This is a genomic window from Aeromonas sp. QDB03 (genome assembly GCF_027707985.1).
GTDB lineage: Bacteria > Pseudomonadota > Gammaproteobacteria > Enterobacterales > Aeromonadaceae > Aeromonas > Aeromonas hydrophila.
In genome coordinates this window covers 253,341-266,479 of sequence record NZ_JAPCJG010000003.1, presented here as the reverse complement: position 1 = coordinate 266,479, position 13,139 = coordinate 253,341, and the positions used below count along the sequence as shown (strand labels likewise).

The window sequence follows — 13,139 nt, the reverse complement described above, 5'->3', positions numbered from 1 at the left end:
CCTGCCTTAAGAAAGAATTAAGCGCAAAGGGAAATGAATGGGTCTCCCCGGTGGCCGACCGGGGAGGGGGTAATCAACTCAGCTTGCCCCGGATGAGCCACTTGTCGAGGGCGTTGGCGAAGCGCTGCTTGTCGGCCGCGTTGAGGGGGGCCGGGCCGCCGGTCTGCACCCCGGCCGAGCGCAGCTCCTCCATGAAGTTGCGCATGCCGAGCCGCGCCTTGATGGTCTCGCGGGTGTAGATCTCGCCGCGGGGATTGAGCGCCTCGCCGCCGGCATCGATCACCCAGGAGGCGAGCGGAATGTCGCCGGTGATCACCAGATCGCCGGGTTTGACCTGCTGGGCGATGACATGATCTGCCACATCGAAGCCCTTCTCCACCTGCTGGGTCTTGATGAAGGGGGAAGGGGGCACCCGCAGCCCCTGATTGGCCACCAGCGTGGTCACCACCTGGGCACGGTGGGCGGCGCGGTAAAGGATCTCCTTGACCGGAATGGGGCAGGCATCGGCATCGACCCAGATGGGCATGGCAGGGCTTCCTGTGTCTGAAACGAGTGGCGCATCTTAACACGGCCGGCGCGGGGCGGCTGCCCCGGGGCTGAGTCGGGCCCGGCTTTGGTGTAAGCTGGGCCGATGAACATGAGCGAAAAGGACGAGCAGATGGATCGGGTGCCCAGTGACGTAATTTATGGCCTGACCCTGGATGGCAGGGGTGGCATGCAGCCACTGGTGGTGGGCAGCGAGATACCGGCCAAGCAGCCGGGCTGGCTGCATCTGGACTACGGCAATCCGGAGGCGGCGCGCTGGCTGCTGCAGACCCCGCTGCTCAATGATGCGGCGCGCGAGTCGCTGCTCGGCCAGAGCAATCGCCCCAAGCTGGTCCGGATGGGGGAGACGGTGCTGCTGATCCTGCGTGGCATCAACCACAACAAGGATCACAGACCGGAAGAGATGGTGGCGCTGCGCATCTACATCACCCCGGATCTCATCATCAGCAGCCGGCGCCGGCCGCTGCTGTCGGAACAGGACGTGTTCAACCAGCTCAAGCTGGGGGGCGGCGCCGATACCCCGGCCGACTGGCTGGTGGAGATCTGTGACGCCCTGACCGACCGGGCCGGGGAGTTCGTCGAGGAGCTGCACGATCAGATCCTGGATCTGGAGGAGATGGTGCTGATGCGCGACCTGCCTGCCAACGGCAGGCTGGCGCTGATCCGCAAGCAGCTCATCATGATCCGCCGCTACCTCTCGCCGCAGCGGGATCTGGTGGCGCGCCTCGCCAACGAGAAGATCAGCTGGCTGGATGAAGATGACCGCCGTCGTCTGCTGGACATCGCCGACCGGTTGCGGCGCTGGCTGGACGATCTGGATGCCGGGGTGGCGCGTACCGCCGTGCTGGCAGACGAGATCAACAACCTGATGGCGGAGGCGACCAATCGCCGCGCCTACCAGATGTCGGTGATGGCGCTGCTGTTCCTGCCCGCCAGCTTCCTGACCGGCCTGTTTGGCATCAACCTGGGGGGCATTCCCGGGGCCGAGAGCCCGACCGCCTTCTGGATCTTCTGCGGCTCCCTGGTGGCGCTGGCGACCGGGCTGGCGGTCTGGCTCAAACATCGGCGCTGGTGGTAAGGAGCAGACATGACGACATGGGAATCTTTTGGCGTGACCCTGCTGTTGCTGCTGGGCCATACCCTCATTCGCGGGCTCATTCACAAGAGCCTGCTGGCGCTGGCCCAGACCCGGCAGGTGAGCGAGAACCGGGTGCTCTACGTGGAGCACGTGTTCCACTTCCTGCTCGGCTGCGCCACCCTGCTGATCCTGGCCGGGGTGTGGGGGCTCGACTTCTCGCGGCTGGTGGTGCTGGCCTCCTCTTTCTTCGCGGTGCTGGGCGTCGCCATGGTGGCGCAGTGGTCGATCCTCTCCAACATCACCGCCAGCATCACCATCTTCTTCGCCTTTCCCTACAAGATTGGCGACCGGATCCGGATCCTCGACAAGGATGACTCGGTCACCGGGGTCATCACCGAGATTGGCCTCTTCTACGTGCGGGTGCGCGATGACAACGGCGATCTGGTCACCTATCCGGCCAACCTGATCCTGCAAAAGCCGGTCAGGCGGCTGGAGGGCAAGGGGGCGGAACCCCTGCAACCGGAATGAGAAAAGGCTCCCGCGGGAGCCTTTTTTGAGCCTGCCGATCCCTCAGCGTTCGAAGAAGCGGTAGAGGTGCTCGACCTGGATCGGGCAATCCGCCACCAGGTGCACGTGCTGGCGGGCCTCCTCGACCGAGCCGAAGTAGCGGGGGCAGCCCAGGGTGTCGGTCATCTCGTACAGCTTGCCGTCCTGACCCCTGAACTCCACGATCCAGCCGGGCAGGATGGCGTCCTGCAGGATCTCGGCTTCCTTGAAGGCTTGCTGCTGATAGAGCTGGCGAAGTTCGCTGACTGTCATGACATCCTCCCGTGACGCTTGATGCCACTTCAAGTCTAGTGGCTGCGGTCGGGGTCGGCCGGCTCATTTGGCCGATTTGAGGTGCTCCCAGGCCCAGCGCAGGCGGATGAAGGTGTCGGCATCGCCCCCGCGATCCGGGTGGTGTTGCAGCGCCAGCTCCCGCCAGCGGCGGCGGATGGCATCGGGTTGTGCCCCGGTCGGCAGGGCGAACAGGGTCAGCGCCTCGGCCCTGTGTTCATCCCGCTCACAGGCCCGCCAGAAGCTGCCGAGCAGCGTCTCCACCTCCTCCCGGTCGGTCTGCCAGAACACCTGCCAGTCGAGGTAGTAACTGCGCAGCGCCTCGCCCCGGGCGAGGGCGCTTCCCCCCTCGCGGGTGGCGAGCGGTTCGAGCCGGATATCCAGGGTGCTGATCACCAGCCACCACCCTTCGCCATGAAGTTCGGCCTGCAGCTGGTAGAGAGCGTTCATGATGAGGAAGTTGAGCCGGAACAGCTGCAGCTGCTCATCCCCCGGCAAAGGCGGAATGGCCTCCTGGCGGCGCAGCTCGGCCAGCAGTTCGTGCACCTTGTAGCTGCCGCTTGCCTGCCGCAGCAGTGTCAGCAGTGGGGCCAGCAGCGGGTTGGGCCGGGTCTCGCTCATGGGATGGCCGTCTCCTTCGGCGGCTGCAGGGCGATCAGCAGCTCCCCGGCCAGCGGCTCGACGGGGCCGGTGACGATGCGGGGCCGCCCCTTGCCGTCCAGCACAAACAGCGGAATGGCGCCCGGGTTGGCCTCCTGGTACTGGGCCCAGTCGAACGCCTCGCTCAGCCGGGTCGCCTTGATCTGGCCGCCCCGGCTCAGCAGGCCGCTCAGCCGGGCGTAGTTGATGTCGGGACCGAACAGGTTCTGGCGGGCGCGGAAGGTGGCACTCTCCCGATTGGCCTTGCCGTGCTGCTCGCTGGAGCGCAGGGAGTAGACCTTCTCCTCGCCGTAGAGGTGGGCGAAGTGCAGCACGCCGAGGGCGTTGTTGTGGCGGTTGGGGGAGAGCGCCAGCACTGTGCTGATGCTGGTGAGCGGCAGATGCAGCTCGGCGTGTTCGGATTGCGGATTGCCGAAGTAGCAGGGCAGGTTGCTCATCCGTGCCTGACGGCAGAACTCCCAGGCCGGATCGCAGAGCTGGACCGGCACCCCCTGATCCGCCAGGGCCCGGCCGATGGCCCGCGCCACCGAGTTGGCCCCGATGATGAGCCAGGTGTTGGGGGCGCTCTGGCGCATCTTGAGCAGACCGGCCAGCGGCGCCGAGGTGAGGCTCTGCAGCACCACGGTGGAGATGATCACCGCAAACACCAGCGGCACCAGCTTGTCGGCATCGGGAATGCCGGCCTGGTGCAGGCTGATGGCGAAGGAGGCGCTGACCGCCGCCGCGACGATGCCGCGCGGTGCAATCCAGCCGAGCAGGGCGCGGGCCCGCCAGGAGAGATCCGATCCCCAGGTGGAGACCAGGATGCAGAGCGGGCGTGCCACGAACTGCACCACGCACAGCAGAGCCAGCACCATGGGGCCGAGCTGCCAGAGCTGGGCCAGATCGAGGCGGGCCGCCAGCAGGATGAACAGGGAGGAGATGAGGATGACGGCGAGATCCTCCTTGAAAGCCAGCACCTCTTCCAGATCCAGCCCCTCCTGATTGGCGAGCCAGATGCCGAACACGGTGACGGCCAGCAGGCCGGATTCGTGGCTGAGCCAGTTGGAGAGGCTGAAGGTGACCAGTACCAGCGCCAGCACCCCGAACTTGTGCAGGCTGACCGGCAGCCAGTCCTTGCGGATCAGCAGGGTGGTGAGCCAGCCGGCGCCGACCCCGATGAGCGACCCTACCCCCACCGTCTTGGCCAGCGCCAGCAGGGTGTGGCCGATGAGATCCCCCTGACTGCCGAGGCGCACCGCCTCGAACACCAGCACCGCAAACAGGGCGCCGATGGGATCGATGACGATCCCCTCCCAGCGCAGGATGCGGTCCACCTCCCGGGTGGGGCGGATCACGTTGAGCATGGGGGCGACCACGGTCGGGCCGGTCACCACCAGCACGGCGCCGAGCACCATGGCGACCCGCCAGTCCAGCCCCAGCAGGAAGTAACCGGCGCTGCCGATGACGGCGAAACTGGCCAGCATGCCCACCGAGCAGAGGTTGCGCACCACCTTGCCGATCCCTTTCAGCTCGGCCAGGTGCAGGGTGAGCGCCCCCTCGAACAGGATGATGGCGACCGACAGGGAGACCAGCGGAAACAGAAGGTCGCCGAGCAGGGCGTCGGGGTCGAGCAGGCCGCTGACCGGGCCCAGCAGCAGGCCGGTGAGCAGCAGAAACAGGATGGCGGGCACCCGCAGCGACCAGGCCAGCCATTGGGCCAGCACTGAGACCAGGGCGATCCCGGCCAGGGAGAGAGCAAGCATGCAGACCTCGATTAAGGCGATGAACCTGGAGGAAGTGTAGTGGGGAAGATGGTCAGATTGACACCGGCCGGCGGCGGGAACAAGGGGGGACGCGGATCGCGCGACAGCGGGCGTCACGGCGGCATGGCCGCGGGAGAGGGGCGGGGTGTGGCCGCTGGCTGCGGCCACCAGCCGGATTAGATGGGGCTCTCCTTGTGGAGTTCGGTGACGCAGTCGGCCACCGCCAGCACCAGCGCCGAGCGCACCACCTGATCGAGCCGGTTCAGCTGCATCTGGTAGAAGGGCCAGTCCTCCTCGTTGGCGGGGGCCTCCTGCGGCATCATGCCGCCCTGGCTGACGCCGTGCAGACGTGCCAGCAGATCGCGGATGGGCTTGTCGCTGAAGCGGTAATCCTTGGGGTCGCGCACCAGAAAATCGCGGATCTTCAGGTAAGCCTCGAGATCCTGATAGCGTTCGAGAGAGATGAGGCCGAGGGCGAAGATGAGCTTGAGGCGCACCTCCAGCTGGCCGAGAGGGCCGCTCTGGTTGAGCAGGGGTTCGATGGCGTATTTGACGGCATACTCCTCCTGACGGAACGCGCGTCGCATCAGAGAGTCGACCGCCTCTTCCAGGATGGTCACGACCTCGAGAAAGAAGCCGCGAGGGCCATCCTGCTCGTTCAGTCGCTCCAGTACTTCATCTTCCTGGTGTGTGGTCATAAGTGCATTGGGTCCAGCTGACAGGGAGAGAGTGGGCCTCTCTCCCGGTTTTTATCGTGTGAGGCGCTTTGGTGGCCGGCCTTAGTGGGCCGGCGGCGACGGCGCCTCATCAGGTCACTTCAAATTGCCATAACGGGTGACGATGGCGCTGACGATGTCGCTGTCGGCAGCCAGGCCGGTGATGCGGGCCAGAGCCTGGGTCGGGCCCAGCTCCGCCAGCAGCTGTTGCAGTTCCACTGCCTGCGGGTCATCGGCGTTGCGATAGTGCAGCGCTGCGGCGATCCCCTCCTGCAGGTGATCGCTCGGCAGGCCGTACTCCAGGGTGCCGAGCAGCGGCTTCACCAGCCGATCCCCCGCCGCCAGCTTGCGCAGCGGTTGACGGCCGACCCGATCAATCTCGTCCACCAGATAGGGGTTGGCGAAGCGGGCCAGGATCTTCTCGATGTAGGCGGCGTGCAGGCGCGGGTCGAAACCGTAGCGTTGTACCAGCACGGCGCCGCTCTCCTCCATGGCGCGGCGCACCTTGCTGCGGATCAGCGGATCCTCGATCGCCTCGCGGATGGTGCGATAGCCCCTCAGCTTGCCGAGGTAGGCGGTGACGATGTGGCCGGTGTTGAGGGTGAACAGCTTGCGCTCGACGAAGGCCATCAGGTTGTCGGTGGGCTCCATGCCCGCCACCTGCGGCAGCTCGCCCTTGAACTGGGTCTGGTCGACGATCCACTCGCTGAAGCTCTCCACCGTCACTTCCAGCGGATCATCGTTGGCCGCTGCCGGCGGAACGATACGGTCCACCGCCGAGTCGACGAAGCCGATGCAGGCGTCGAGGGTGGCATGATACGCGACCGGCAGGTACTTGAGTACCTCCTGCTTGAGATGGCTGGTGCCGCGCACCATGTTCTCGCAGGCGATGACGTTGAGGGGCGTCAGGTTGCCGGCATCGAAGCGGGCCTGCAGCCCCTTGGCCAGGGTGCTGGCAATCTTGTCCAGAATGTTGGGGCCGACTGCGGTAGTGACCAGATCGGCGGTGATGATGCGGGCGATCACCTCGTGGCCGGCGGAGCTCACCGCCGCCACGTTGCGCACCACGTCCAGCTTCTGATCCGCTCCCACCACGTGCACCTTGTACTCCTGGCGGTGGTTGAGCTGGTCGATCAGGGTCTCGTTGACGTCGGCGAAAGTGACCTGGTGGCTGGCGTCAGCCAGCAGTTTGCCGATGAAGCCGCGACCGATGTTGCCTGCACCAAAATGCAATGTTTTCATGATATTAACCTCTTGAACCAAAGACGATGAAGGACGATCAGGCAGCCTGTTCGGCACCCAGCAGATCCAGGAATTCCTGGGGATCCTGAGTGCTGGCCAGCCGGTCGATGAGGCCGGGTTCGTCCAGTGCATTGGTCAGGCGGGTTATCACCTGCATGTGTTCGTCGTTGCGGGCGGCGATGCCGATCACCAGCCGCGCCACTTCATCGGCCGCCTCGCCAAAGGCGACCCCGGCCGGGTATTGGCAGATGACGATGCCGGTGCGCTTCACAAACTCCTTGGCGGCGATGGTGCCGTGCGGCACGGCGATGGATTCGCCGAGGTAGGTGGAGACCAGCTGTTCGCGCTCCAGCATGGCGTTGACGTAGTCGGGCGCCACGTAGCCCCGTTCCGCCAGCAGCTTGCCGGCAGCCCGGATGGCGGCCTCCTTGTTGTCGGCCTTGAGCCCAAGGTGCACGTCATGACGGCTCAGGGTGAACACCTCAGCGGCCTGCGGCTCGTAGCTGTCGTCGTTGGCGGCCACCAGCAGCTGCGGGTTGGCGACGTCATCGTTGGCGGCCTGGGTCAGGCTCTGTACCAGCTCCTGATAGAGACCGTTGTCGAGGAAGTTGGTGAGCGAGATGTGGTGGGCGTGCGGCGCGTGGCGACGGGCCCGCTCGGTCAGATCCTTGTGGGTGATGACCCAGTCCACCTGACCGTCGAGCTGATCGATGGCGCGGTTGGTGACGCTGATGTCGAGGCCGGCGGCCTGCACCCGCTTGCGCAGCAGGCCGGCGCCCATGGCGCTGGAGCCCATGCCCGCATCGCAGGCGACGACGATGTTGCGCACTGCCATCAGTTCACCGCCCGGCTTCTTGGCCGCTGAGGTCTCGGGCTTGGCACCCTTCATGGCTTTCATCTTGCGGGTAGCTTCACCGAGGGCATCGGCCTCGTCGGCTTCCGGCTGCTGGGCACGCACGAACACGGCGGCGACCAGGAAGGAGACGGTGGTGGAAGCGACGATGGAGAGCAGCACCCCGATGAGGGAGGCTTTCGGTGTCATCAACAGCACGGCGAAGATGGAACCCGGTGAGGCGGGGGAGACCAGACCTGCGTTGAACAGGGTCAGGGTGAACACCCCGGTCATGCCGCCGGCGATCACCGCCAGGATGAGGCGCGGGTTCATCAGCACGTACGGGAAGTAGATCTCGTGGATGCCGCCGAAGAAGTGAATGATGGAGGCACCGGCAGCAGACTGCTTGGCGGCGCCGCGACCGAACACCATGTAGGCCAGCAGCACGCCCATGCCCGGGCCCGGGTTCGCTTCGATCAGGAAGAAGATGGAGCGGCCGTGCTCGGTGGCCTGCTGGATCCCCAGCGGCGAGAAGATGCCGTGGTTGATGGCGTTGTTGAGGAACAGGATCTTGGCCGGCTCAACGAAGATGGAGGTGAGCGGCAGCAGGTTGTTGTCCACCAGGAAGCCGACGCCACCGGCCAGTACGCCGGAGAGCACCTTGACGAAGGGGCCGATCACGAAGAAGGCGAGGATCGCCAGCAGCATGCCTGTGATGCCGGCGGAGAAGTTGTTTACCAGCATCTCGAAGCCGCTCTTGACGCGACCTTCCATCGCCTTGTCGAAACGCTTGATGGCCCAGCCACCGAGCGGGCCGACCATCATGGCGCCCATGAACATGGGGATGTCGGTCCCCACGATGACGCCCATGGTGGTGATGGCACCGACCACGCCGCCGCGCTCACCGCCCATCAGCTTGCCGCCGGTATAGCCAATCAGCAGCGGCAGCAGGTAGGTGATCATGGGACCGACCAGCTTGGCCAAGGTTTCGCTCGGCAGCCAGCCGGTGGGGATGAAGAGGGCGGTAATAAAGCCCCAGGCGATGAAGGCGCCTATGTTGGGCATGACCATATTGGACAGGAAGCGTCCAAAATTCTGTATCTTGACTTTGGTATCCGGTGATAACATGTCGGGACCCCGTTTTAAGCCTGTTTGATTAAAAGTGGTAGTCGGGCTGGCCGGTTTTGCCGAACCGCCATCCCTGTCGTCTAAGCAACTTCAATCTACCAGCTTGTGATCAAATTAGGCTGAAAACGGGGTGTCTTGTGACGCAGCTCTCAAATACCCCGACCTCCCCCCTCTATTAATAGTGATGTCGATCACATTCACTCTCTGTATTTCGGCTACATTTCGATCTTTTCTGCCGCCAGCATCGTTTTTATGTGACCAGAATCACTCTTTGCTGTTTGCGCAAACTTGATGTCAATGTGATCCATTTCTCACTTTCATTATTTGTATTCAATTGGAGCAATTCGCCTGACCTGAAAAGTGAGGGTATTGACGATGGATTGGTTGAATTCACATTAAAATAACCAATGAATCAATTATTTTGTAACCCACTTTCAGTTTTTCATGATGCCCTTCAGCTGCAAAGCCGACGCATCAGCCATTCCAGCGGGCCTCGCTCGAAGCGCAGGCTCCAGAGATTGGCAAACAGCAGCGCCGCCAGGGCGAAGAGGGTGGCGGCCAGCACCACCTCAGGCAGATCCTGCCCCTGCAGCCAGCCGATCGCCTCGAGTACTCCCATGCCGAGCATGATGTGGGCCAGATAGAGGGTCAGGGTCTGCCGGCCGACCGGCAGCCACACTCGCCACCAGCGGGCCTCGGGCAGGGCGCGTCCCAGCCAGAGGCAGAGGGCGATCAGGGTGCTGGCCGCGCCCATGCCGAACAGCAGGTAGAGCGGCGCCGGGGGAATGGGCTGGGTCGCCAGCAGTGGCGCCAGCGCGGGGTTCGGCAAGAGGGTCGGCAACCAGAGCGACAGCCCCTTGGCCAGCGCCATGGCACTCACCCCGCCGGCCAGCAGCCAGCGCTGGGTGACCGGATTGGCCAGAGACTGACGGCTCAGCCAGAGGCCGTAGAGCAGGAAGCCCAGCCAGGGCACCACCGGGTGCCAGCCGTTGAACAGCAGATTGCGGATGAAGCCGGCCAGGGTCCAGAACTCGGGATAGCTGAAGCTGTGCCACTGCCAGCCCCGATCGTAATCGAGCAGGAACAGCAGGCCGACGAAGCTTGCCGCCAGCAGCGGGATCAGGGCCAGCAGCAAGGGGGAGGGAAGCCAGAGACAGCAGGCCCCCAGCAGAAAGTAGACGGCGTAGTAGTGGATGATGTCGGCCGGAAAAACCAGGTAGTTGAGCAGCCCCACGATCAGCAGGAACAGGGCCCGCCTGGCGGTATGGCTCATGGCCGCCGACCACGCCAGCTTGCGGGTCGACAGCCCCAGCCCGATGCCGGCCAGTACCACGAAGCTGGCGGCGGAGCGCCCCTCCAGCGCATCCAGCAGGGGCTTGAGCCAGGTCGGCCCCCCCGCCAACACCCCCATGGCGATGCGAAAATTCACCAGCACCATGCCGAGCAGGGCCATGGCACGGGCCAGATCCAGTCCTTCCAGTCGATTGTGCGGGGTAGTCATGGTGGTGGCTCCTTGGGGTGATCAGCGGGCCGGGCCCAGCAGCTGGTCCAGCAGGGACGGCAACCTTTGTTCCACCGGTGCCTGCTCTGGATGCAGGGCGAGGGCGTGGCGCACCGCCTGCCCCTCCAGTGCGTCCAGCAACAGCTGGGCGGTGAGGTCCGGCAGCAGGTGTGCAGCCAGCTCCCCCGCCTGCTGACCACGGCGCACTGTCGCCGCCAGGGCATCGCACAGCTGGCGCTGGTTGCTGGCGAAGGTGGCGGCCATCTCGGGGTGGCGGGTCAGCTCGGCCAGGATCTCGGTGCCGAGCAGCAGGTTCTCCGGGGTCAGCGACCAGGCGAGGTAGCCGGCGGCGAAGCGGGCCAGCGCCGCCCGGGCCGGCCCCTGGATCAGCTCATCCAGCAGGGGTTGCAGCTCGGCCGCCTCCAGCGAGGCGATCAGGGCGATCAGTTCTTCCTTGCGGGCGAAGTGGTTGTAGAGGTTGCCGAGGCTCACCCCGGCGGCGGCGGCGATGTCGCGCATGCCGGTCTGGTGGAAACCTCGCTCGATAAAGCAGCCGAGCGCCGCCTGGATGATCTGCTCGCGCCGCTGCTCCAGCCGCAGGTTGTTGGTGGTCATGGGGATGCCTCTTGCCTGAAAATTCACTGTGAGCGAACGTTCGTTCATTTGTGGATTCACTCTATGCCCGTAACGAGCAACTGGCAAGCTCGGCGCGTACAAAAAGTGATCGGCGGACTCGGCGGGCGGCATGGCCCAATAAAAAAGCCCGCAGGGTGCGGGCTTTTTGCAAGGTGGGGAAGCCTGGCTTATTCGGCCTTGGGGGCCTCGTCGGCAGGCGCAGCATCGGCTTCGCTGGTCGGGGCGACCGGCGCCGGGCCCGGCACCAGTTCCACCGCCGGCTTGGCGATGAGGGAGCGGGTCTCTTCCACCGCTTCGGTCAGCTTGACCTCGATGATCTGGCCGAGCTCGTAGACCACCTCGGTCTTGTCTAGATAGACGCGGCCGTTGTCCCAGTTGCACTCCAACCGATCCTTGTTGTCGAGGATATGGCGGGCGGGCATGAACACCACGGCGCCGTTCTCGCGCAGACGCAGCTTGAGGCCGGCGCGCATCACGTCGATGATCTCGGCGTTGAACACCTTGTCGGTGCCGGCATCGGCCTTGAGGTAGCGGACATAGAGCCAGTCGCCGATGTCGCGCTCCACCATGCGGTGCAGGCGGCGGCAGGCGGTCAAGTGCTCGGTGAGCTCTAGGTTCGGGCGCTCACCCGGGGTCTTGCCGGCGATGACGGCTTTGAGCAGGCGATGGTTGACCATGTCGCCGTACTTCCGAATAGGTGACGTCCAGGTGGCGTAAGCATCCAGCCCCAGGCCGTAGTGGGCGCCCGGCTCGGCGGACATCAGCGCATAGCTCTGGAAGCGGCGGATCTTGCCATCCAGCCAGCGGGTGTCCAGGTTGTCGATCCAGCGGCGCAGGGCGCAGAAGCCGGACAGGCTGGCGATCTCTTCCTTCTCGAACGGGGCCTCGGCGCTTTTCAGCAGATCGATGGCGCCGTCGAGGGACTCTTCGTCAAAGCCGGTGTGGACGTTGAAGATGCCGTAGCCGACCTGCTTGCCGAGCACGCGGCCGGCACAGATGTTGGCGGCGATCATCGACTCTTCCACCATGCGGTTGGCGATGCGGCGTGGCTCGACGTGGATGGCCAGCACTTCGCCGTTCTCGCCCAGCTCGAAGTCGTAGTCGGGACGATCCGGGAACACCAGGGCATGTTCGGTACGCCAGGCGATGCGCGCCTCGGTCATTGCCTTCATCAGCGGCAGCTGGGCCAGCACGCCGGCGTCGATATCCAGCTGCTTGCCGTGCTCGGCCCAGTCGGAGACGTCGTCATAGGTGAGACGGGCGTGGGAGCTGATGCGGGCGGCGAAGAACTCGGTCTCCTCCAGCAGCAGGCCATCCTCGGCGATGAGCAGACGGGCGCACAGGGTGTTGCGCTCCTCGCCCTCTTTCAGGGAGCAGAGCTCGTCGGAGAGGGTGCGCGGGATCATCGGCACGTTGCGGCCCGGCATGTAGACGGTGAAGGCGCGCTGGGCGGCTTCCTTGTCCAGCTCGCTACCCTCGGCCACGTAGGCGGTCGGGTCGGCGATGGCCACCAGCAGTTCCCAGCCGTTGTCCAGTTTGCGGATGGCCAGGGCATCGTCCATGTCCTTGGTCTTGGCGCCGTCGATGGTGAAGAAGGGGGTCGCGGTCAGATCGGTGCGCGGCAGCTCTTCCTCTTCGATCACCTTCCACTCCGGCAGATCCGCCGGCTCGACCTGGGCCAGGTTGTGGCGCGCCAGCACCACCCACCAGGGCACGTTGTGATCTTCCTGCGAGGCGATCTTCTGGGTGATCTCGGCAGAGAAGTTGCCGTCCACCAGGGCGTGACGCTTGAGGGTGGCAACCACCCAGTCCCCTTCCTTGAACTCTTTCTCGTCCAGCCCCTTCTTGACGCGGGCCTTGATGGCGTCCTTGATCAGCGGGTGATCGGCGACCACGTTGAGGCGGTCACGGAACATCTTGACCCGAGCCACGAAACGGGTGACGGACTGCTCCAGCAGGGCATCCGGCTCGGCCACTTCCTTCTCTTTTTCGGTACGGATCAGGGCGCTCACCCGGTCACCGTGCATCACCTTCTTCATGTAGGGAGGCGGCACGAAATAGCTGGTCTTCTCATCGACCTCCAGGAAGCCGAAGCCTCGATCGGAGGCGCGGATCACACCCTCTTTCTTGGGGATGTTTTCGCGGATTTGTTGCTTGAGCTGGGCCAGCAGCGGATTGTCTTGGAACATAAGTGAGGAACCTGAAGTGGAAAACCTGG

General features: G+C 64.8%; 12 protein-coding genes. 2 read left to right on the top strand and 10 right to left on the bottom strand.

The annotated features are described in order from the left end of the window. Window positions 1-73: 73 nt before the first annotated feature. Window positions 74-526 carry a YaiI/YqxD family protein gene (locus PG900_RS10475; RefSeq protein WP_011704516.1) on the bottom strand — a complete coding sequence of 151 codons (453 nt, stop codon included), beginning with the start codon at window positions 524-526 and terminating at the stop codon, window positions 74-76. A 105-nt stretch (window positions 527-631) separates the two neighbouring features. On the opposite strand from PG900_RS10475, the gene zntB reads away from it, so the two are divergent. After that, window positions 632-1,624: a zinc transporter ZntB gene (gene zntB, locus PG900_RS10470; protein ID WP_168967975.1), complete on the top strand. Its 993-nt coding sequence runs from the start codon at window positions 632-634 to the stop codon at window positions 1,622-1,624. 9 nt (window positions 1,625-1,633) lie between these two features. Then, window positions 1,634-2,152, top strand: a complete 519-nt coding sequence (locus tag PG900_RS10465) for a mechanosensitive ion channel domain-containing protein (protein WP_043162330.1) — start codon at window positions 1,634-1,636, stop codon at window positions 2,150-2,152. 42 nt (window positions 2,153-2,194) lie between these two features. Here the strand turns inward: PG900_RS10465 and PG900_RS10460 are convergent, their stop codons facing one another. The 9 genes from PG900_RS10460 to PG900_RS10420 form a co-directional block, all read right to left on the bottom strand. Next, window positions 2,195-2,443, bottom strand: a complete 249-nt coding sequence (locus PG900_RS10460) for a hypothetical protein (protein WP_011704519.1) — start codon at window positions 2,441-2,443, stop codon at window positions 2,195-2,197. 63 nt (window positions 2,444-2,506) lie between these two features. Beyond that, complete coding sequence (locus PG900_RS10455; RefSeq protein ID WP_270798258.1) at window positions 2,507-3,082, bottom strand: DNA-J related domain-containing protein; 576 nt, start codon at window positions 3,080-3,082, stop codon at window positions 2,507-2,509. Beyond that, window positions 3,079-4,866 (bottom strand): cation:proton antiporter, encoded by a 1,788-nt coding sequence (locus tag PG900_RS10450; protein ID WP_270831423.1) that lies wholly within the window; start codon window positions 4,864-4,866, stop codon window positions 3,079-3,081. The genes PG900_RS10455 and PG900_RS10450 overlap by 4 nt, the downstream gene beginning before the upstream one ends. A 176-nt stretch (window positions 4,867-5,042) precedes the next feature. Beyond that, entirely contained in the window at window positions 5,043-5,564 is a 522-nt protein-coding gene (locus PG900_RS10445) for an MltR family transcriptional regulator (protein ID WP_005308438.1), read from the bottom strand. Window positions 5,565-5,678: 114 nt separating this feature from the next. Continuing rightward, complete coding sequence (locus PG900_RS10440) at window positions 5,679-6,824, bottom strand: mannitol-1-phosphate 5-dehydrogenase (RefSeq protein ID WP_270831422.1); 1,146 nt, start codon at window positions 6,822-6,824, stop codon at window positions 5,679-5,681. A gap of 37 nt (window positions 6,825-6,861) precedes the next feature. Continuing rightward, complete coding sequence (locus PG900_RS10435; protein WP_270831421.1) at window positions 6,862-8,784, bottom strand: PTS mannitol transporter subunit IICBA; 1,923 nt, start codon at window positions 8,782-8,784, stop codon at window positions 6,862-6,864. Between the two features lie 454 nt (window positions 8,785-9,238). Continuing rightward, window positions 9,239-10,285 (bottom strand): DUF418 domain-containing protein, encoded by a 1,047-nt coding sequence (locus tag PG900_RS10430; protein ID WP_270831420.1) that lies wholly within the window; start codon window positions 10,283-10,285, stop codon window positions 9,239-9,241. 21 nt (window positions 10,286-10,306) lie between these two features. Further along, complete coding sequence (locus PG900_RS10425) at window positions 10,307-10,900, bottom strand: TetR/AcrR family transcriptional regulator (RefSeq protein ID WP_270831419.1); 594 nt, start codon at window positions 10,898-10,900, stop codon at window positions 10,307-10,309. Window positions 10,901-11,088: 188 nt separating this feature from the next. Then, on the bottom strand, window positions 11,089-13,110 hold the full coding sequence (locus PG900_RS10420; protein ID WP_139392106.1) for an exoribonuclease II: 2,022 nt from the start codon (window positions 13,108-13,110) through the stop codon (window positions 11,089-11,091). Between the last annotated feature and the right edge of the window lie 29 nt (window positions 13,111-13,139).